The organism is Pseudonocardia sp. N23, assembly GCF_002583555.1.
Lineage (GTDB): Bacteria > Actinomycetota > Actinomycetes > Mycobacteriales > Pseudonocardiaceae > Pseudonocardia.
This window is the reverse complement of sequence record NZ_BEGX01000052.1, coordinates 292,978-312,656: the sequence shown is the minus strand read 5'-3', so window position 1 is coordinate 312,656 and position 19,679 is coordinate 292,978. Positions and strand designations below refer to the sequence as shown.

Annotated in this window: 17 protein-coding genes; 8 read left to right on the top strand and 9 right to left on the bottom strand. The window is 73.1% G+C overall.

Annotated features, from left to right (window positions below):
• Positions 1-65 precede the first annotated feature (65 nt).
• Entirely contained in the window at positions 66-1,394 is a 1,329-nt protein-coding gene (locus tag TOK_RS14990) for a hypothetical protein (protein WP_098958457.1), read from the top strand.
• A gap of 3 nt (positions 1,395-1,397) precedes the next feature.
• On the opposite strand, the gene TOK_RS14985 is transcribed toward TOK_RS14990, so the two are convergent.
• Together TOK_RS14985 and TOK_RS14980 are read right to left on the bottom strand one after the other, a co-directional pair.
• Positions 1,398-3,041 (bottom strand): MFS transporter, encoded by a 1,644-nt coding sequence (locus TOK_RS14985; RefSeq protein ID WP_098958456.1) that lies wholly within the window; start codon positions 3,039-3,041, stop codon positions 1,398-1,400.
• A 142-nt stretch (positions 3,042-3,183) separates the two neighbouring features.
• Positions 3,184-3,630, bottom strand: a complete 447-nt coding sequence (locus TOK_RS14980) for an SHOCT domain-containing protein (protein WP_098958455.1) — start codon at positions 3,628-3,630, stop codon at positions 3,184-3,186.
• 181 nt (positions 3,631-3,811) lie between these two features.
• On the opposite strand from TOK_RS14980, the gene TOK_RS14975 reads away from it, so the two are divergent.
• On the top strand, positions 3,812-5,023 hold the full coding sequence (locus TOK_RS14975; protein ID WP_098958454.1) for an AI-2E family transporter: 1,212 nt from the start codon (positions 3,812-3,814) through the stop codon (positions 5,021-5,023).
• 30 nt (positions 5,024-5,053) lie between these two features.
• Here the strand turns inward: TOK_RS14975 and TOK_RS14970 are convergent, their stop codons facing one another.
• The 3 genes from TOK_RS14970 to TOK_RS14965 all read right to left on the bottom strand — a co-directional run bounded on the left by TOK_RS14970 (position 5,054) and on the right by TOK_RS14965 (position 10,994).
• On the bottom strand, positions 5,054-7,645 hold the full coding sequence (locus TOK_RS14970; RefSeq protein ID WP_141566405.1) for a LuxR C-terminal-related transcriptional regulator: 2,592 nt from the start codon (positions 7,643-7,645) through the stop codon (positions 5,054-5,056).
• Positions 7,646-7,832: 187 nt separating this feature from the next.
• The gene (locus tag TOK_RS34705; RefSeq protein WP_256387976.1) at positions 7,833-7,964 is read right to left on the bottom strand and encodes a hypothetical protein; all 132 of its coding nucleotides are present in this window, start codon (positions 7,962-7,964) and stop codon (positions 7,833-7,835) included.
• Between the two features lie 357 nt (positions 7,965-8,321).
• Positions 8,322-10,994, bottom strand: a complete 2,673-nt coding sequence (locus tag TOK_RS14965) for a LuxR C-terminal-related transcriptional regulator (RefSeq protein ID WP_098958452.1) — start codon at positions 10,992-10,994, stop codon at positions 8,322-8,324.
• A gap of 350 nt (positions 10,995-11,344) precedes the next feature.
• On the opposite strand from TOK_RS14965, the gene TOK_RS14960 reads away from it, so the two are divergent.
• From TOK_RS14960 to TOK_RS14950, 3 genes are all read left to right on the top strand, one after another.
• Complete coding sequence (locus TOK_RS14960) at positions 11,345-11,791, top strand: hypothetical protein (RefSeq protein ID WP_098958451.1); 447 nt, start codon at positions 11,345-11,347, stop codon at positions 11,789-11,791.
• A 43-nt stretch (positions 11,792-11,834) separates the two neighbouring features.
• The gene (locus TOK_RS14955) at positions 11,835-12,056 is read left to right on the top strand and encodes a hypothetical protein (protein ID WP_098958450.1); all 222 of its coding nucleotides are present in this window, start codon (positions 11,835-11,837) and stop codon (positions 12,054-12,056) included.
• Between the two features lie 130 nt (positions 12,057-12,186).
• A complete protein-coding gene (locus TOK_RS14950) occupies positions 12,187-12,405 on the top strand; it encodes a hypothetical protein (RefSeq protein ID WP_098958449.1) in 219 nt (72 codons plus the stop codon).
• A 73-nt stretch (positions 12,406-12,478) separates the two neighbouring features.
• Here the strand turns inward: TOK_RS14950 and TOK_RS14945 are convergent, their stop codons facing one another.
• Entirely contained in the window at positions 12,479-13,867 is a 1,389-nt protein-coding gene (locus TOK_RS14945) for a diacylglycerol kinase family protein (protein WP_098958448.1), read from the bottom strand.
• Between the two features lie 213 nt (positions 13,868-14,080).
• On the opposite strand from TOK_RS14945, the gene TOK_RS14940 reads away from it, so the two are divergent.
• Entirely contained in the window at positions 14,081-14,284 is a 204-nt protein-coding gene (locus tag TOK_RS14940) for a hypothetical protein (RefSeq protein ID WP_098958447.1), read from the top strand.
• A 78-nt stretch (positions 14,285-14,362) separates the two neighbouring features.
• Here TOK_RS14940 and TOK_RS14935 read toward each other — a convergent pair whose 3' ends face one another.
• Complete coding sequence (locus TOK_RS14935) at positions 14,363-14,785, bottom strand: hypothetical protein (RefSeq protein WP_141566404.1); 423 nt, start codon at positions 14,783-14,785, stop codon at positions 14,363-14,365.
• A gap of 568 nt (positions 14,786-15,353) precedes the next feature.
• On the opposite strand from TOK_RS14935, the gene TOK_RS14925 reads away from it, so the two are divergent.
• Complete coding sequence (locus TOK_RS14925) at positions 15,354-16,721, top strand: DUF2252 domain-containing protein (RefSeq protein WP_253258391.1); 1,368 nt, start codon at positions 15,354-15,356, stop codon at positions 16,719-16,721.
• Between the two features lie 52 nt (positions 16,722-16,773).
• Here TOK_RS14925 and TOK_RS14920 read toward each other — a convergent pair whose 3' ends face one another.
• The gene (locus TOK_RS14920) at positions 16,774-17,001 is read right to left on the bottom strand and encodes an acyl-CoA carboxylase subunit epsilon (protein ID WP_098958443.1); all 228 of its coding nucleotides are present in this window, start codon (positions 16,999-17,001) and stop codon (positions 16,774-16,776) included.
• On the bottom strand, positions 16,998-18,659 hold the full coding sequence (locus TOK_RS14915) for an acyl-CoA carboxylase subunit beta (protein ID WP_172457576.1): 1,662 nt from the start codon (positions 18,657-18,659) through the stop codon (positions 16,998-17,000). Before TOK_RS14915 ends, TOK_RS14920 begins: the two co-directional genes overlap by 4 nt.
• A 178-nt stretch (positions 18,660-18,837) precedes the next feature.
• Between TOK_RS14915 and TOK_RS14910 the strand changes: the two genes are divergently transcribed.
• Positions 18,838-19,665, top strand: a complete 828-nt coding sequence (locus tag TOK_RS14910) for a biotin--[acetyl-CoA-carboxylase] ligase (RefSeq protein ID WP_098958442.1) — start codon at positions 18,838-18,840, stop codon at positions 19,663-19,665.
• The last annotated feature ends 14 nt before the right edge of the window (positions 19,666-19,679 follow it).

Below are 19,679 nucleotides of genomic sequence, written 5' to 3'. Positions count from 1 at the left end.
GGTGACGCGGGCGCGCCGCGAAGGCAGGAGTCTGCACCCGCGCCGCCGACGAGTGGGAGGCCGAGATGACCCAGGCACAGGACGCACCGCTCGACGTGGCGGACCCCCTGCGCGTTGACGAGCGCGCGGAGCTCGAACGGCTGCGGGAGGAGAACTCCGCGCTGCGCGCCGGATCGCCGCGACGCAGGCGGCTCCGGGGGCGGTCGATCGTCGCCGCCGTGCTGATCGTGATCGGCTGCGTGTCGGTACCGGTGTCGTTGCTGTCCGTCTGGACCCACGACCAGGTCTCGGACACCGATCGGTTCGTCGCGTCCGTCGGGCCGCTGATCGACGACCCGTCGGTGCAGGAGACCCTGACGAACCGGATCACGACCACGGTGTTCGAGTACGTCGACGTGCAGGACCTGGCCGAGCAGTCGATCGCGGCGCTCGCGACCCAGGGTCTGCCACCCCGGCTCGTCGAGCGGCTGACGGCGTTCACACCGACGCTGGCCACCGCGGCGACCAGGTTCGTGCGCGACAAGGTGGGCCGCCTGGTCGCCGGCCCTCAGTTCTCCGACGCGTGGAACCAGGCGCTGCGGATCGCCCACCAGCAGATGGTCGGAGTGCTCGCGGGCGATGGCCGGGGGGTCGTCGTGCAGGGCGGCACGGTGTACCTCGACCTCGCGCCGCTGGTCGAGGCGGCGAAGCAGCGCCTCGTCGCCGAGGGCCTGACCGCGGCGGGCGCGATCCCGGAGGTGCACCCGACCATCGAGCTCGCACCTGCCGATCAGCTGGTCCGGGCCCGGTCTGCCTACGACGCGCTGGACTCCGTGTCCACCGTCCTGCCCTGGGTGGCGCTGCTGTCGCTGGCCGTCGGCGTGTATCTCGCTCGGCGCCGGTCCCGGGCGCTGACGGTGGCTGCCCTCGGGGCCGGTCTCGGCCTGGTCGTGCTCGCGGGCGGGCTGCTCGTGGTGCGTGGCCTGCTGGTGGGCGCGGTCCCGGTGACGGGTGCGGCCGCCGCCGCGTCCGGCTTCGACATCCTGGTCGGCTCCCTGCGGGCGTCGGGGCGGGTGCTGCTCGTCCTCGCACTGGTGGTCGCGCTCGGTGCGTTCCTGGCCGGACCGTCGGCGACGGCGACCGGTGTGCGCAGGCGCGCGAGCGGCGTCCTGGGCCGGGTCCGCGCAGGTCGGTCGACAGGGGGTCCGGTGGGCACGTGGGTCGGTTCCCACGTGCGGGGCCTGCGGGTCGCTGCGGTCGCGGTCGCCGCGCTGGTGTTCGTGTTCCTGCCGCAGCCCACGGGAGCGGCGATCCTCGTCATCGTGACGGTGCTGCTCGTCGTGCTCGCGGTGATCGAGTTCCTGGCGCGCCCCGCGGCAGCGTCAGCAGCGGTGGCACCGCCGCCGACGACCTGACCGTCAGCTCTCCTCCGCGACCGGCGGCGAGGTCCCGACGGTGGAGCGCGGCGGCCGCTCGGGCACCCGGCGGGCGACGACCACCCCGAGCAGTGCGATCAGGGAGAGGACGGCCAGTGCCGTCCTGAGTCCGTCGACGCGGGCCTGCCGGTTGGCCTCCAGCACGGCCCGGGTGACCTCCGGGGCGGCCTGCGCCGTCGTCAGCGCGTCCTGCAGGTCGAGGTCGGAGAGGAACGGAACTCCGCCGGCGAGCTGCACCGTTGCCGCGGTGGTGACCTGCTCGGGGACGGCCGGGTTGTCCTGGACGCCCTGGAGGAACGAGGTCGTGAGCGCGGTGATGAGCAGCGAACCCGCCAGCGCGGTACCGACGGCGGCCCCCAGGTTCGTGGCAGTGTTCTGCAGGCCGCCCACCTGAGGGCTCTGCTCGTCGGGAACGGCGGAGACCGTGACGGCGCCGAGCTGCGAGGCGAGGGCCCCGATCCCGAGCCCGAGCAGCAGCAGCGGGACGGTCACGATGCGGGCGTCGGCGTCCGGGTCGATGGCGACGAGCAGGACCACGATGCCCAGGAACATCGCGAGGAGCCCGAGCCGGACGACGCGACGGGGCGATGCGTCGGGGAGGAACCGGGGGATGCCGACCGCCGCGATCAGCAGGGTCACCGAGAGCGGCAGGATGCGCACGCCGGTGTCGATCGCCGACAGCCCGAGCGACACCGACAGGAACAGCGGGATGGTGAAGAAGACCCCGGCCTGCACGAGGTAGAGCACGAAGAACATCACCAGACCACCGGCCATCTGCCGGTTGCCGAACAGTGACGGCGCCACCAGTGGCTCGGCGCCGGCCGCCTCGAGCCGGGACTCGTGCTCGAAGAACGCCCAGGTCACCAGTGCTCCCACGAGGACCAGCCAGAGGGTGGGCGACACCCCGAACAGCGACGGCGCCCCGGGCTTGGGCGCCACCCAGCCCCACTCGGCCGACCGCAGGATCCCCAGCACCACCGCGCCGAGACCGACGGCGGCCAGCGCGGCGCCGAGCGCGTCGAAGGTCCGCGTGTTCTCGGCCGGGGTGTCCTGCATCCGGCGGGCGAGAGCCAGGATCGCGACGACGACGAGGACCTCGCCGACGAACACCCAGCGCCACGAGAAGTACGTGGCCGCGACGCCGCCGATCAGAGGTCCGACCGCGACCGCGACGGCACCGGCCCCCATCACCAGGCCGTAGGCGCGCGGCCTGCCCTCCGCGGGGAAGTTCCCGGCGACGAGCGCGACGATCGCGGGCAGGATCAGCGCGGCGCCGAGGCCTTCGAGCACGGACCAGCCCAGCACCAGAACGGTGAGGTTGGGGGCGAGCGCCGTCGTGAGCGAGCCCAGGCCGTAGATGACGCATCCGACGGCGAAGGCACGCCGCCTGCCGATCATCGTGCCGATCTTCCCGCCCGCCACCATGAACATCGCCATCACCAGCGTGTAGAAGGTGATGGCGGCCTGGACCCCGGTCACGGTGGTGCCGACGTCCCGCGCCACGGTCGCGATCGCGACGTTCATGACCGAGCTGTCGAGGGTCATGAGGAACTGGCCGGCGGCAAGGGTCAGCAGGACCCCGCCCACCGCCGCTCCCGCTCGTCGCGCCGTCGCGCCGTCGCTCATCGCTGCTCCGGATCGGTCGGGGGAGCGACCTGTGCACCAGGCCGCGGCTGTCGCGGCCATCGTCGGTCGGCCCCGGACCGGCGGGATCACCCTCAGCGGGCGAACACCTGATCACGACGGCGGACTACCGGACCGGCGCGGTTCAGGAGCCGGTACGGACCGGGTGCTCGTCGCGCCGGGCCCGGTCCGTGCGGCCGGCCGGCCCCTCGAGCGCCTTCGTCTTCGCCTGTTGGAACTCCTCGGCCGTGATCGCTCCCCGGTCGCGCAGATCGGCCAGCTTGGCGATCTCCTCGGCGGTGCTCGACGCCCCCGACGTCGCGACGGTCTGCCGGACGTACTGGTCGAATGCCTCCTCCTGGTGCCGCGCGCGGGCTCTCGCCCGCTCGTTCATCGACCGGCCCCGGGCGATCAGGTAGGCCAGGGCACCGACCCACGGCAGCACGACGAGGAACAGGGTCCACAGTGCCTTCGCCCACCCCGACAGCTCGTGGTCGCGGAGGATGTCGCCGAAGATGGCGATGAGCATCCAGACCCACGTGAACAAGATCATGAACCATCCGATGGACAGCACGATGTCCCAGAACGACACGAGAACTCCTTCATCCGGACGTGCGCACTCCCGGCGCGATGCCGCTGCCGACGCCCCACACCGTGGTCCCCGCGTCGGACCCCGGCATCACCCTCGAAGGGCGACCCGGGCCGCGGGCTGTCCAGGTCTTTCGCCCGCGACGGGTGAGGACCCGGGCCGCGGGCCGCCATAGCGTTCCCCGGTGACCATTCAGCGGCCCGAGCACCCCACGTCCGAAGCCGTCGCGGTGCCGGCCGGGCGCCGGCCGGGAGCCATCCCGCGCGCACTGGTGGTCCTGCTCGGGGCCGCGGCGGTCGTGGTGGTGATCGCGGGTGTCCATGCCGTGGCCTGGCTGATCGGCCCCGCGTTCATGGCGCTGGTCGTGGTGATCGCGGTGTCACCCGTGCAGGGATGGCTGATCCGCCGCGGGTGGCCGGCCTGGGCCACGAGCCTCGTGGTCGTCGTGCTCGTCTACGCGATCCTGTTCGGCCTCGCGCTGGGCGTCATCGTCTCGGTGGCCCGACTCGCGGCCGAGCTGCCCCAGTACGCCACGTCGGCGGACGAGCTCGTCACGTCCCTGTCCTCGTGGCTGCTGCAGCTCGGCGTCGGGCCGGAGCAGCTCCAGCAGGTGGCGGGCTCGCTGAACCTCGGCAGGTTGGCGGGGATCCTGGGTGTCCTCCTCAGCAGCGTCGCGGGACTCGCCTCGAACTTCGTGTTCCTGCTGTCGCTGCTGCTGTTCCTCAGCATCGAGGCGGGCGGGGCGCGGGACAGGCTCGCGTCGATCGCGGTCGACCGGCCGAGGATCACCGAGGCGCTCGGGAGCTTCGCCCGGGGCACACGTCAGTACCTCGTCGTGACGACCGTGTTCGGGTTCGTGGTCGCGGTGCTGGACTCGGTCGCCCTGGCGCTGCTGGGAATCCCTCTCGCGGTGACCTGGGGGCTGCTGGCGTTCGTCACCAACTACATCCCGAACGTCGGTTTCATCATCGGGGTGGTGCCACCGGCCCTGCTCGCACTGCTCTCGGGCGGACCGAGCCGGATGCTGATCGTCATCGCGGTCTACGGGGTACTCAACTTCGTCGTGCAGTCGATCATCCAGCCGCGTTTCATCGGCGACGCGGTCGGGTTGTCCGTGACCGTCACCTTCGTCGCGCTCGTGTTCTGGGCGTGGCTGCTCGGTCCGCTCGGTGCGATCCTCGCCATCCCGCTGACGCTCCTGGCGAAGGCGGTGCTGGTGGACGTGGACCCCAAGGCCGCGTGGGCCGACGCCCTGCTGCGCGCATCGGCGAAGGTGCCGGAACCGGGGGAGGCCCCGGACCGCCCGCGGCGGCGCCGTCGAACCGGCCGCGGGCGGCCCGTCGCGGAGCCGCAGGGTCCGCCGCCGGCGGGGCCCTCACCCGCGGCGTCGCGCTGACCTGCGCCCCGGGTGGGTCCGAAGCCGGGGTCAGCGCACGCCCGTGGCGATGAGGCCCCGCTGGTGGGCGGCGAGAACCGCGAGCCGACGGCTGCTCACACCGAGCTTCGTGTAGATCGACCGGACATGGGTCTTCACGGTGTTGACCGACACCGTCAGATCGGTGGCGATCTCGTCGAGTGACAACATGGACGGCAGCAGACCGAGGACCGTGATCTCCCGCTCGCTCAACATCGTCTCCTGCGGTTCGCCCGCCCGGGCGGCGAGCACGCGGTCCGCGAACCCGCCGGACGGACCGAAGCTGCCGCGTTGCGCCACCAACAGCTCGCGGACGATCGGATCGGCCTGGGCGAACGGCCGGACCGCGTCGAGGAGGTCGCCGACGGCCAACGCGCTGCGCAGTGCGTGGCGCGCCGTGTGCCGTTCGCCCGCGGCCAGCGCGATCGACGTCTCCAGCAACCAGGCGTCGACCATCGTGGCGGGGAGCAGCGGTGGGGCATCGCCGTCCAGCACGGAACGCACCAGCGAGCGCGCGCGCTCGTGGCGACCGGCGGCGCTGTCGGACCACGCCTGCATCACCGACACCTCGCCGCTGCCGTCCGCCTGCTCGGTCAACCACGTGAGAACGGTGCGGGCCGCGACGGAGTGACCGAGCGTCCGCGCCGCGCAGAACTCCAGGACCGCCATCGCGGCGACACGCTCGACCGCCGCCTCGTGGTCGCCGAAGTCCGAGCGCGACTGCTGGAGCTCGGCCAACCCTGCTGCCCGTTCGCCCAGATCGAAGAGCGCGGCACCGTGGACCGCGCGCAGGACGTAGCGCAACAAGGGCACCGACTCCGCCGCGTCCGTCTCCGGGCGGCGCTCGGTCCGGCGCGCGGCGGCGACGGGATCGGCGCGGAGGAGGTCGGAGTACCCGAGCATGGCGGCAGCCGCGCCCGACCAGGTCGACCCCTCCCAGGCGTGCCCGTCAGCGACGGCCAGCGCCTCTGTGCTCACGGACCGCATCGTGCGGAGATCACCCGTGCCGCTCGCGGCGACACCGAGCAGGACGAGACACTGGAGCTCGAGGAAGTCGAAGTCGTGGCGGCGACTCAGGGCCAGCGCCGCGTCCAGGTTGGACCGGGCCGCCACGAGATCGTTCTGCTCCAGCTGGACACCACCCCGGCTCAGCCGCGCGAGGGCCTCCAACTCCGGCTCCGTCGGGATCGCGCGGACCGGCTCGGACGTCCTCGCCGCGACGGTCGTGCGGTCGGTCTCGAACTGCTCGGCGACCACGTGCAGGACGGCGAGCTCCGCCGTGTCCGGTCGGGAGTCCCATGAGGTCGACACCCGGTTCAGATCCTCGTGCGCGGCCGACAGGTCGCCCGCCTCCAGGTTCGCCAGCGCCGAGGCGAGCAGGAGCCACGGGTCGTCCGTGGACAAGGAGGAATGGGCACCGGTGAGCGCCCGGCGCAGTGCCGCGTGCTCCCCGGTGAGGACGAGCCGGATGGCGGACCGACGCAGGACCTCCAGCAGCAGCTCCGGGTCGCGGCTGCGCGCGGCATGGTCGAGTGCGCGCAGGGGCTGGTCCTGCCCCGCCCACCATCGCGCCGCGTCACGGTGCAGGCTCTCCAGCCGCTTGGCGCCTTGTCGATGGAGGTCTGCCGTCAGGTGGGTACGCAGGAGCTCCTGGACGCGGTACACCTCGTGCAGCGGGTCCAGAGCCGTGACGAGCGACGTCCGGCGCTCCAGACCGTGCAGCACGCTGCCGGCCTCGTCCCTGGCGGTGAGCTCGGCGGCGAGCCCGACGGGGACGGGATCGCTGATGCTGATCACCCGGAGGAAACCTCGGATGTCCGAGGGCAGGCCGGAGAGGATCTCCCCGATCAGGTAGTCCGCGACGGAGCGGTCGTCCCCCGAGAACTGGGCGAGGAACTCGTCCGGACTCGACGACTCCCGCAACCCGAGCGCGGCGAGCCGAAGCCCGGCCGCCCACCCGCCGGTACGCCGGTGCAGCACCTCGATCTCGGTGGGGGACAGGCACAGTCCCGACCGTTCGAGCATCGCGGCGGCCTGCTCCCGGGTGAGGGCCATCTCGGCGGCGCGCAGCTCCCAGAGGCGTCCGGTCAGCCGGAGCCGCGGGAGTGACAACGGCGGGTCCAGCCGGCTCGCGAGGACGAGCTGGACGGTGACCGGCTTCGCCCTGACGAAGCTCTGCACCTGCCGGAGGACCTGCGGATCCACCAGCTCGTGGACGTCGTCGAGGATGACGCGGACCCGGCTCGGGAGGTCCTGGAGCGCCTCGGCGAGCTCGGCGACGAACTCCGGCCGCGTCGTGCTCCGTTCGTGCAGGGGCTCCAGCGAGCACACCGACGGGCACTGGGTGAGGGCTGCCAGGACCGCGGCCCACAGACGCCCGGGTGCGTTGTCGTCGGCGTCGAGGGTGACCCACACGGTCTCCGTCGCCGAGTCGGCCAGCGCCCGGTCCGCGAGCAGCAGCGACTTCCCGTAGCCCGCGGGCGCACAGACGAGGGCCACGTCGGGCCCGCCCGGGGCGTCCAGCGCCGCCGAGAGATGCGGACGCCCCACGAATTCGGGCGGCAGGGCCGGAACCGAGATCTTCGCGCCCGGAACGATCGGCATGACGATCAGCTCCTGTTGGCCGTACGTCCCGAGAATCCGGCTGATCGACGTCGCCGGGCGATGCTGTCGGTCCACGATAGGCGCGGGGGTGGCAATGACCAAACGATGTGCTCGATTTTACCTCCGATTGCGCCGGTCGGCGGCGCTGAATGGTCGATCGAGGATCGATGGAATGGCGTCGGCCGGGTCAGGATCCGGCGTCACCGATTGCCTGGTCGATCACCAGGACGAGGCGCGGGAGGAGTTCCTCCGCCTCCGCCACGGTGATCGTCCCGGTGTGGATCGCCTCGCGGATCTCAATGGTCAGGATGCGGGTCAAGGAGTGGGTCCACGCCTCGGCCCGGCGTCGTCCGGACGCAGGTGCAAGACCTGGGAATGCCATTGTTCGCCTCCGTCACGAGTCGGCCGTGAAGCCGTCCGGAGTGTTCCGGTGGACGGCAGGGGTGGCATCACCCGCCCGGGGTGGCTGGAAATGCGACCGGCGAATGGTGAAGCCGATATGCGGGACCGCTGCGGCGCGAAACGGGGGTCGGAATTGTTTCCGGAATGCAGGAATTGCCGGGCAGGCGGTCGGTCCGGCGGTACGCGCGTCCCCTCCGGGGAGTCCGCGAGGGCATACATCCTGTCGCCACCGGGGGTGAGTGCGGGTCATCCTCACGGAATGAAGGGGACACGCTCACAGGAGCCCTGACCGCTTCGCCCGCCGGACGGCATCGCGCCGCCCGGCCGCGCCGAGTTTGCGGTAGATCATCCGCTGGTGCGTCTTGATCGTGTTGACCGACAGGTACATCTCCGCGGCCATCTCGGCGTTGGACAGCGTTCCCGAGAGATAGCGCAGGACGAGCTGCTCCCGGTCGGTCAGAGTGACGCCTCGTGCGGGCCTCGGTTCGAGGACCCGATCCGACATCCGCAGGAGCAGGTCCTCGGCGAAACCCGCGGAGGCGGTTCCGGCTTCGATCCGCTCACCGAGCAGGGGCCGCAGCTCGGTCGCCAGGTCGAGGAACGGGCGGCGGAACCCCAGCGGCGCCGCGATCCGCAGGGCCAGGTCGAGCTGCGCGAGCGCGGCGGCCCCGTCGGAGGGCGCCGCGACGGCACTGCGCAGGAGGGCACCCTCCACCTGGCCGCGCACCGTCCCCCCGTCGCCCGGGACCGACGCGAGCGACTCGCCCGCGGCGACGTGGTCCTTCGCGGACAACGCGACGCGGGCGGCAGCCCTCGCCGAGCACGCGGTGACGCCACCCCGCAGCCCCGCCAGCACCTGCCGCGCCGTCGCCAGGTGACCTGTCCGGCACAGCAGCGCGGCCTCGACCTGCGACGCCCGGTCCGTGAGTGGGGCGGGCACGTGCACACCCGCGGAGGCGACGGCCAGCCTGAGGCCGGACAGTGCTCCGGGGAGGTCGCCGGAGTCGGCGCGCCGCAGCGCACCGAGCACCGCTGCGGCGAGCTGGACATGAGGCTCGGGTACCAGCGCCTCGACCTCGGCGACGCGGACCAGCCAGCTGTCCGCGCCCTGCGGGTCGTCACGGTCCAACGCCAGCTGAGCCAGCGCCAGGTACGCGGCCACGACCTGGGCCGAGACCGTCCAACCGGTCGCCGCCGCCTGGTCGACCACCGCCTGCGCCTGCGTGGCCGCCACGTCCAGCTCCCCGTGTTCGCAGTGGAGCAGGGCGAGATGGGCCGCGGCGTTGAGCCGGGGGCGGAGCATGCCGCCGGCCCGGTCGACGTCAACGGCGGCCCGCAGGTGCTCCTCGGCGCCGACCAGGTCGCCGGTCCAGAACTCGGCCGTCCCCGCATTGCCCAGCACCAGCATCGGTATCACGTCCCAGCCGGCGAGCCCGAGGCCGGCGAGGGTGGTGGGGTCGCCCGGCACGCGACGGCACGCGGCTGCGACCCGCGCGAGATCGCCGTCGGCCCGGCCGTTCCCGATCTCCATGAGGTCCAGGACGACGCGCAGTCGCCTCGCCCGGGGCGCGGAGAGACTGTCGAGGCCCGCGCGGGTGGCAGCGGTCAGCACCCCGAGCTCGGCCGGTGAACCCTGCAGGATCCGCGTGGTGGCGAGGGCGGCTGCGAGCTCCGGATGGCTGAGCAGCACGGCACGCGGGGCCGATGTCAGGAGCACGTCGATGTCCCTGAAACCGCCCCGGACCCCGAGGGAGAGGACGTGAACCCCGAGCATCTCCGCGGCGAACGGCCACAGCCGCCCGCGCAGCGCGTACCGGATGGCCTCGTAGGGCATCCCCTGCTGCAGGTACCAGACGGCCGCCCGGCGATGGAGCTCCCGCACCGTCCTGGGCCGGACGAGCCGCGGCCGCAGGACGTCCGCGATGAGCCGGTGCAGCCGGTACCACCGCCCGCCGCCGACCGCCTGTACGAAGAGGTTCTCGGCGGCCAGCTCGGCCAGGGTGACGGCACCGTCCCTGCGGCCGGTGATCGCATCGGCCAGCTCGGCGCAGACCACGTCGAGGATGCTGACGCGTACGAGGAACCCGAGCAGCTCGGGGGCGAGCCCCCCGAGGACGTCCTCCAGGAGGTAGGACGCCATCGAATGGTCGTTCCCGGAGAACTCCGCAACGACGTCGGCAGGGTTCCTCGAGCGCTGCAGCTCGACGGCGGCCAGCCGCAGGCCGGCGGCCCAGCCGTCGGTCCGGGTGACCAGCCGTTCCAGGTCGGCCGGGTCGAGGTGGACACCGAGCCCGGCGAGCAGCGCGCCCGCCTCGTCGCGGCGGAACGCCAGGTCCGAGGTGCGCAGCTCGAGGAGCAGGCCGGCGAGGCGGAGCTGGTTCAGGGGCCACGGCGGGTCCCGGCGCGTCGTCACGACCAGTCGTAGACCCGCCGGCGGCCGACGGACCAGCCGGAGCAGGCTCTCGTGCACCGCCGGCTCGGCGATCTCGTGCAGGTTGTCGAGCACGAGGATGACGGTGCCCTCGTGCAGGGCGAGAGCCCTGGCGATCTGGCCGGGCATCCGTTCCAGGTCGTCGTCACCGCCGGTCGCGCGCAGCGTCACCGCAGCCCCCGCGTCGAGGTGTGGCAACAGCGCGTGGACGACGGAGGACCAGAAGCGGCGCAGGTCGTCGTCCGCCGGATCGAGTGCGATCCACGCGATCCTGTCGCCCGTCGTGCCGACGAGCCACGAGCCCGCGAGGACGGTCTTGCCCCACCCTGCGGGTGCCGAGATCAACGTGCACGGTGCCGAGTTCGCCGCCGACATCCGATCGTGCAGACGTGGCCGGACGGCCACGTTCGTCACGACCGGGACGGCGAAGCGGGGATCGGCCGGGTCCACCGCGGGGGCACGGTCGACCGCGGGGGCGCGGTCCGCTGTCGGGATGCGTGCAGGGACGGCCGTCATCCCGGCCCCTCGGTCGTGTCCGCGCACGCAGGCCCGGCGTCGGGATGCACCTGCGTCCTCCCCTCGAGTCGAGGGCAGATGGTGCGCGGGCCGCGGTCGTGCTGAGTGACTGGGACCGACAGGTCGTTCGTGACCGGCGCCTCGGCTGCTCCCGATCCAGTCAACTCGGCACCTACCGGGTCCCGACAGGGCCATTCGTCGGTACCGGACACCGCTGTTCGAAGGAGGCCGGCGCCACGTCCCGGCTCCCGCCGCCGCCCGCCGGCTCACCCGCCACGGATGAGGGGACGACGAGGCCCGGGCGACACCATCCTGCGCAGCGCACGTGCCGTCTCGTCCAGGAGGTCCGGATGTCGTCATCCCAGCAGCCGACGCGTGATGCCGGCGCCCCCGCGGCTCCACACCGTCCGGCCCACCCCGCCGGCTGGGTCGTCGGGGCCAGCAGGTTCGCCGGCATCCTCATGATCATCATCGGGGTCTTCGGTGCGGTGGAGGGGATCGTCGCGCTCTTCCGCAACGAGGTGTACGTCGCGGCCCGCGAGTACGTGTTCACCTTCGACCTGACGACCTGGGGATGGGTCCACCTGCTGATCGGGATTCTCCTGACGGCAGCCGGCGCGGGCGTCCTCGCGGGGCGGCTCTGGGGACGGGCCGTCGGCATCGCACTCGCCACCCTGAGCGCCCTCGCGAACTTCGCGTTCATCCCGTACTACCCGGTGTGGTCGCTCCTCGTGATCGCACTGGACATCGTCGTGATCTGGGCACTGTGCGTGTACGACCGGGACGCGGCGTCGTGACCGGCGCTGCCGGGCAGAGCCCGGGCGGACGTCGGGCAGGCGGATGAGCACAGCACCCGGGGAGCGCAGGAACCGCTGGTCCGCGGCGGTCGTCGCGGTCGCCGTCCTGCTGGTCGTGCTCGGCGTGTGGAACGTCGCCGACGGGCCGGCGGCCCTCGCGTCGGGGCGCCTGATCACCTTCCCCGTCGGCGCCGTTCTGATCATGCTCGTCTGCGTCGCGGTGATCTGGGTCGTGGCCCGGCACAGGGACGCCACGCGTGTCTGACGTCCGCTCCACCGGGTGGCGGGCGACGGCGATCACGCGACGCCCGGTTCATCCTCGGCGGGCGATGCCGGCGGGCCCACCCGGGGGCAGGGTCGGCTGCCCCAGGTCCACGTCGGAGGAGTCGGGCGCGATGGTCTCAACGCGATACGAGATCCGGATCGACGGAGCGGTGTCCGAGCGGGTGCGCAGCGCGTTCCGCACCCTCGACGTCACTGCGGTCCCGCGGCAGACGATCGTCTCCGGGGAGCTCGCGCTGGCCGAGGTCGCCGATCTCCCCGGCCTCCTGGCGCTGTGCAGGGCGATGGGGCTGGAGGTCGTGTCGGTCCGGCGGCTGCCCGGACCGGCCTGACCGCTGCGCTGCCTGGCCCGGCGCGCCGGGACCGCGCCCGAGCCGGCGGGCCCCGACGTCAGCGCGCCGAACATCAGCGCGCCGAACGTCCGACGAGGACCCGGGACAGGGCGAGGACCGCAGTCCCGATGCCGTGGGGAGCGACCGCGGCCGGCGCGAGCCCGGGGGCGTGCCGCGGTATCCGGACGCGCAGCGCGCCGGGCAGCGAGCGGAACCGCAGCGGCGGGGGCAGCCGCAGCGCCTCACCGTCGACGCCGACGTCGATCAGCTCCTCCGACGAGTCGACCTCGAACTCCGGCGTGGTCCACGACCGGTAGCCGCGGAAGCGTCCGAGGTTCCCGCTGCTCTCCGCGGCGAGCAGGACGGGAAGGTCGCGCGCCCCGTCGACGGTCACGGTGACGACACCGAGGACACCCGCATCGATCCGCTCCCGGGTCCCGAACCCGTTGAGGGAGTCGAGCCGGTAGGCGCCGTTGGAGACGAGGAGGACGTCGGCGGGCGACGCGGGTTCGCCGTCCCCACCGGTGAAGCGCAGCGGCGAGCGGCGCCCACCCGGGCCGAGCATGTCCGGTAGGACCTGCGCGGTGGTCGCGAGTTTCGCGTCGCGGTAGGCGTCGGACTGGACGACGGTGGCGTAGACGCCGAGGGAGGCGTTGTTGACGAAGACCCGCTCGCCGAGCAGCGCCAGGTCGACGCGTCGCTCGACGGCGTCGCTGAAGGCGTCGAGCGCGGCAGCGACGTCGGCGCGGTCGAGACCGAGGTCGAGTGCGAAGTGGTTGCGCGTCCCCGCCGGTACGCACACGAAGGCCACGTCGTGGCGTCGCGCCACGTCGGCGACGAGGGCCTGCGAGCCGTCCCCGCCGGCCATCCCGATGACGTCGGCGCCGCCGGCCACCGCGGCCTCGGCGAGCGCCCGCAGGTCGTCCCCGCGCTCCAGGAGGACGGGAGTGACCCCGCGGAGACGCGCCTGCGCCTCGAGCCCGAACCGGTGGACCTTCCCACCACCGGACCAGCGGTTCATGACGAGGACGCCGTGGGCCGCCGGTCCGACCTCCCGTATCCCCGGCGGCGCGTCGGCCATGTCGTGCCCGACCGCCACCCGCGCGGCGGCCAACGAGAGCAGGACCAGCACCACGAGCAGGGCGAGCCGCACCGGTGAGCCGGAGACGAGCAGCACGACGAGCCCGGCCAGGGCCGCGACCGTGACGACGGACGTGACGACCCGGACCGCGCCGCGGTGCACCAATGCCGTCCACCCCGCTGTCAGGCTCGCGAGGAGCAGCAGCAGCGCCCCGACCAACCGGACGGGCTCCTGCAGGAAGCCGGAGACGGCGATCGCGATCGCGGCTGCGAACGCCAGCAACGAACCGGCTGCCGCCACCCGGCGCAGCGTCGACGGTGCCGGTGAGGGCGCCGCGGCGGCTGCCGGCGCGTCGCCCGGACCGTCCTCCGGAACGTTCATGGTCCTGTACCTCCCAGAGCGGCTGACGAGATCCCCACCCTGCGGATGCCGACCGGGCATGTCGTCACCCGGCCGGGATGAGACCGGCGCCGGGGACCGGCCGTCGCCCACCTCATCCGGCCCGGGCGATGCCACCGTGGGAGGCGCCGGTGCAGGGTGCCGGCACGGAGGTCCGGGGAACAGGCTCCGTGCTCACCGACGAGAGGTGGCCGGATGGGAACGAGGCGCTACGAGTTCCGGGTCGACGGTCGGCTGACGGACGAGGCGCGGGCAGCGTTCTCCGACATGCGGATCACCGAGGAACCGCCGCAGGTGGTGATCGACGGCGAGGTGCTGGACGAGTCGCATCTGCACGGCATCATCGCCCAGTTCCACGCGCTGGGCATCACGGTCGTGTCGGTGCTCCCGGTCCCCTGAGCGGGCCGGCCCCGGCGCAGGGGCGGGGCGGAACCCCCAGCGGGACCCGGTGGGACCCGGTGCAGGACGATGCGGGACTCAGTGCAGGACGAGTTTGAGGGCGATCACCGCGACACCGAGCAGCGCGCTCAGCCCGGCCCAGCCGAGTGCGCGTGCCGGGGCGAGGGCGCGTCGGCGGGCGGCGTCGTACCCGAGGCCGGCGAGCATGACGGTGGACAGGCCCAGCGCCGTCAGCACCGCCGACCGGAGCTCCGCGCCCAGCGCGGACGCGACGAGCAGCACGACCACGGGGGCGTAGGAGGACTGCAGCATCGGCCATCCCCGCCCGAGCGCCGTCACGACACGGCGCCGGTCGAGCCCCTTCCCTCGCGCGCCGGCCGCGAGGAGGTCGGCGTAGCGCTCGGTCGCCCAGTAGACGAGCAGGGTGGCGGCGACGCTGACGACGACCTGACCGAGGGTCCCGTGCAGGCTCGCGGCCATCATCACCGCGGACCCGACCACGATGCCGTGGATGGCATGGGAGAGCTCGCCCTCCTCGGACCAACGCCGGCCGACGCGCTCGTGCCACGGGGGACGGGGGTCCGCTCCTTCCTGCGGGGAGTGCGACGCGGCGGTCACTGCGGCGCGAACGGGTCGAGACGCGGCCCGGCGGGTGTCCGCGTCCCGCGGCCCGGCACCGGCTCCTGCCTGCGGAGCACTCCTGCAGCCATGCGACGAGTCCTCTCCCGTGCCGCACGCCTCACGCGGGCCACGGCCTCCGCTGTCGGCGCAACCATCGTCGGGGGACGGCGCCGCGGCGTCACCCGTGGCGGGCGAGCTCGCAACGTCGCGCCCGGCGGTACCGCCCGATCGCCCTCACCGGGTGATGCCACGGTGCGCGTAGGTGCGGACGCTCGGCACGACATGTCCGCACATCGTCGAACGGAGCGGCCCGGTGTCGGACCTCGAGGTGAGCCGGACCGGGGCCGAACCGAACGGAAGGACTTCGATGCCCCCACGCTCCGCGACCCGGCGCCGCCGAACCCCGCCGACCACCGAGACGCCGCCGCGTCCTGGCCGAGAGGAGCGGGTGGCACGGGGCAGGGCCGCCCGACACGTCGCCAGGCGCGCCGACCACTCCGGGTTCAGCCGACGCCCCGACGGGCCGGACCCGCTGACCCTCCTGCGACGACAGGACGCGATGCGCGTCCCGGAGCTGCTCCCGGTCCGCTACGGCCGGATGGCGGTGTCCGCCTTCACCTACTTCCGGGGGGCTGCGCTGCCCATGGCGGCCGACCTCGCCGACACGCCCCGGACCGGCCTCGTCGTGCAGGCCTGCGGCGACGCGCACCTGGCCAACTTCGGCCTGTTCGGCAGCCCGGAACGTCGTCTGGTGTTCGACATCAACGACTTCGACGAGACCCTTGCCGGGCCGTGGGAGTGGGACGTGAAGCGGCTGGCGGCGAGCCTGGAGATCGCAGGTCGGGACAACGGGTACCCGCGGGACGCACGACGCGAGATCGTCGAGTCGTCGGTCGCCGGCTACCGGCGGGCGATGCGCGAGTTCGCGGAGATGCCCACGCTGGACGTCTGGTACGCGACCGCCGACATCGAGGCCGAGCGGACGCGCCTGGCGCCACGGCTCGAACGTCGGCACCGCAAGAACATCGCCCGCACGGTCGCGAAGGCGTACACGAAGGACAACCTGGGCGCGCTCGACCGCTTCGTCGGCGTCCACGACGGCGCGCCGCGGTTCGTCGCGGACCCTCCGCTGGTCACGCCCCTACGTGATCTCGTCGGGGACGACATCTACGAGGGCGGTGTGGAGGAGGAACTACGCGGTGTCCTGGCCTCGTACCGGTCGAGTCTCGGCCCGGAACGCCAGGCGCTGTTCGACCAGTACCGACTCGTGGACATCGCCCGCAAGGTCGTCGGCGTCGGCAGTGTCGGGACGCGCGCGTACATGATGCTGCTCATCGGCGACGACCTGCGCGATCCGTTGGTTCTGCAGGCGAAGGAGGCAGGCCCCTCCGTGCTGCAGGAGTTCCTCGCGCCGAGCCCGTTGCCGAACCACGGCCAGCGGGTCGTGGTCGGCCAACGCCTGATGCAGAGCGCCGGTGACATCTTCCTCGGCTGGGTGCGGGTGCGGGGACTCGACGGACGGGAGCGGGACTTCTACCTGCGGCAGCTGCGGGACTGGAAGGGGTCGGCCGAGGTCGGGTCGATGGTGGCGACGGGGATGGGCATCTACGGCGAGCTGTGCGGGTGGACCCTGGCGAAGGCGCACGCGCGTTCGGGCGACCGCGTGGCCATCGCGGCGTATCTCGGGTCGGGGGACTCCTTCGACCGGGCTGTCGGCACCTTCGCCCGGTCGTACGCGGACCAGAACGAGCGTGACCACCAGGCGCTGGTGACGGCCGTCGCCGACGGCCGGGTCGAGGCGGAGCGCGGCCTCTGACGTCCGGCCGCCGACCCGGCGGCCCGTGCCTCGCCGGGACCCTGTCGGGGCCTCAGCGGGGCAGCGCGGAACCACGCCAGGCGCCGGGGCCCGGGCGCAGGGTCCCGCGCATCCGGCGGGCGGGGTCGGACCAGCGGTCGCGCTGGCGCGGGACGTCGCCCGATCCTGCCGACGCCGCCGCCGCCGCGAGCAGGACCGCCGTCAGCGCGGCGACCTCCTCGTCGGACGGCTCGCCGCGGACCACCCTGAACAAGGCCCGACGCTCTTCGGGCGTGCTCACAGCGGGATGTTCCCGTGCTTGCGCGTCGGGACCTCTCCACGCTTGGTGGAGAGCATCCGCAGCGCCCGGCCCACGTAGCCGCGGGTGTGCGAGGGCGGGACGACGGCGTCGATGTACCCGCGGTCGGCGGCGATGTAGGGGTTGGCGAGGGTGTCCTCGTACTCGGTCTGCAGCTCCGCGCGCCTGACGGCGAGCTCGTCGCCCTCCAGGCCCTTGAGCTGCTTGCGGTACAGGATGCCCACCGCCCCGGAGGCCCCGGTGACGGCGATCTGGGCCGTCGGCCACGCGATGTTGACGTCGGCACCCAGGTGCTTGGAGCCCATGACGTCGTAGGCGCCGCCGTAGGCCTTGCGCGTGATGACCGTGACCTTGGGGACGGTCGCCTCGGCGTAGGCGTAGATCAGCTTCGCGCCGCGGCGGATGATGCCGTTCCACTCCTGCTCGGTGCCGGGGAGGAAACCGGGTACGTCGACGAAGGTCACCACGGGCACGTTGAACGCGTCGCAGGTGCGGACGAAGCGGGCGGCCTTCTCGGAGGCGTGGATGTCGAGGCAGCCCGCGAACTGGGTGGGCTGGTTGGCCACGATGCCGACGCTGTTGCCCTCGATGCGGGCGAAGCCGCACACGATGTTGGCCGCGAACAGCTCCTGGACCTCGAGGAACTCGCCCTCGTCCACGACCCGGGAGATGACCTCGCGGATGTCGTAGGGGGTGTTGGGGGAGTCGGGGACCAGCGTGTCGAGCTCGCGGTCGGTGTCGGTGACCGAGTCCTCGATGGAGCCGGCCACGGGCTCGGGCGCGGCGAACGACGGTGGCTCGGACAGGTTGTTCGACGGCAGGTAGCTCAGCAGGTCCCGCACGTAGGACAGGGCGTCGGCCTCGTCGTCGGCGAGGTAGTGGGCCACGCCGGAACGGGTGTTGTGGGCCCGGCCGCCGCCGAGCTCCTCCATGTCCACGTCCTCACCGGTGACGGTCTTGATGACGTCGGGGCCGGTGATGAACATGTGGCTGGTCTCGTCGGCCATGACGACGAAGTCGGTCAGCGCGGGGGAGTACACCGCGCCACCGGCCGACGGGCCGAGGATCAGCGAGATCTGCGGGATGACCCCGGAGCTGCGGACGTTTCGCAGGAAGATCTCGCCGTAGAGGCCGAGCGCGACGACACCCTCCTGGATGCGCGCGCCGCCGCCGTCGTTGATGCCGATGACAGGGCAGCCGACCTTGGCCGCGACGTCCATGACCTTGACGATCTTCTCGCCGTAGACCTCGCCGAGCGAGCCGCCGAACACCGTGGCGTCCTGGCTGAACACGGCGACCGGCCGGCCGTCGATCGTGCCGGTGCCCGTGACGACACCGTCGCCGAACGGTCGCTTGTCCTGCATCCCGAAGTTCGTGGAGCGGTGCCGGACCAGGGCGTCGAGCTCGACGAACGACCCGGGGTCGAGCAGCTGCTCGATGCGCTCCCGGGCGGTCTGGCGGCCCTTCGCGTGCTGGCGTTCGGCCGCGGCCTCCGCACCCGCGTGCACGGCCTCGTCGTAACGTCGGTGCAGGTCGGCCAGCTTGCCGGCCGTGGTGTGGATGTCGATGTCGTTATCGGGGGCCTCGTCGCCGACCTCGGCGTGCGGCGCAACCCCCGTCGGTTCGCTCGCGGCGCTCATGGGCTCGGAGCCTAACCCGACGATTCCCCCGTCAGGTGGGTGTCGGGGAGCGGTCTCCGTCACGCCGGTCGCACGTCGGGCCGGGTCGCGCGCATGTTCGGCGACGGGGGCGCACCGTCCGTCGCGTGCCCGCTCGCGGCGTGGCGGCAGGCCGTCGGTGAGCGGTTAGCGTCCGCCCATGACCAGGCAGGCCGCACCGCTCGACATCGACGTGCTGCGTCCAGCCCTCGTGGCTCCGGTCGGGCCGTGGAACAGGGTCGAGCTGGTCGCCGAGACCGGGTCGACCAACGCCGACCTGCTGGTTGCCGCGGCGGCGGGCGCGCCGGACCGATCGGTCCTCGTCGCGGAACGGCAGACGTCCGGGCGCGGCCGGCTGGCCCGCAGCTGGGAGTCGCCGCCCGGGGCCGGGCTCACGGTGAGCGTGCTGTGGCGTCCGGAGGGCGTCCCGGCCGACCGCTTCGGCTGGCTGCCGATGCTCGCGGGCCTCGCGCTGCTCGACACGGTCCGCGAGGTGTGCGCGGCGCCGTCCGGGCTGAAGTGGCCCAACGACCTGCTGCTCGGCTCGGAAGGTCGCAAGGCGGCCGGCATCCTCGCGGAGATGACCGCGGTGACCGGGGGCGGGCCGGGGGTCGTACTCGGCATCGGGCTCAACGTGAACGCCACGATCCCGCAGCTGCCCGCGGGGGCGACGTCGCTGGCCGAGGAGGGTGCCGCCGGGATCGACCGGGCGGAGCTGTTGGTCGCACTGCTGCGCAGGCTCGCCGAGCGGGAGTTGCGCTGGCGCGATGCTCGGGGCGACGCCGAGGCCGTCGGCCTGCGGTCGGACTACCGGTCGGGCTGCCTGAGCCTGGGCGCGCAGGTGCGCGTCGAGCTGCCGGGCGGCGACGCGATCATCGGGATGGCCGAGGACGTCGACGCGCACGGCCGGCTGCTGGTCCTGGGCGCAGCCGGGGCGCGACGGCCGGTGGCGGCGGGCGACGTGGTGCACCTGAGGCCCGTCACCTGACCGGTAGGAGACCC

Bases quoted from the DNA above. Each gene is read 5' to 3' on its own strand.
- TOK_RS14990 (WP_098958457.1), top strand. From the start codon at position 66: ATGACCCAGGCACAGGACGCACCGCTCGACGTGGCGGACCCCCTGCGC.
- TOK_RS14985 (WP_098958456.1), bottom strand. From the start codon at position 3,041: ATGAGCGACGGCGCGACGGCGCGACGAGCGGGAGCGGCGGTGGGCGGG.
- TOK_RS14970 (WP_141566405.1), bottom strand. From the start codon at position 7,645: ATGCCGATCGTTCCGGGCGCGAAGATCTCGGTTCCGGCCCTGCCGCCC.
- TOK_RS14965 (WP_098958452.1), bottom strand. From the start codon at position 10,994: ATGACGGCCGTCCCTGCACGCATCCCGACAGCGGACCGCGCCCCCGCG.
- TOK_RS14960 (WP_098958451.1), top strand. From the start codon at position 11,345: ATGTCGTCATCCCAGCAGCCGACGCGTGATGCCGGCGCCCCCGCGGCT.
- TOK_RS14955 (WP_098958450.1), top strand. From the start codon at position 11,835: ATGAGCACAGCACCCGGGGAGCGCAGGAACCGCTGGTCCGCGGCGGTC.
- TOK_RS14950 (WP_098958449.1), top strand. From the start codon at position 12,187: ATGGTCTCAACGCGATACGAGATCCGGATCGACGGAGCGGTGTCCGAG.
- TOK_RS14945 (WP_098958448.1), bottom strand. From the start codon at position 13,867: ATGAACGTTCCGGAGGACGGTCCGGGCGACGCGCCGGCAGCCGCCGCG.
- TOK_RS14940 (WP_098958447.1), top strand. From the start codon at position 14,081: ATGGGAACGAGGCGCTACGAGTTCCGGGTCGACGGTCGGCTGACGGAC.
- TOK_RS14915 (WP_172457576.1), bottom strand. From the start codon at position 18,659: ATGAGCGCCGCGAGCGAACCGACGGGGGTTGCGCCGCACGCCGAGGTC.
- TOK_RS14910 (WP_098958442.1), top strand. From the start codon at position 18,838: ATGACCAGGCAGGCCGCACCGCTCGACATCGACGTGCTGCGTCCAGCC.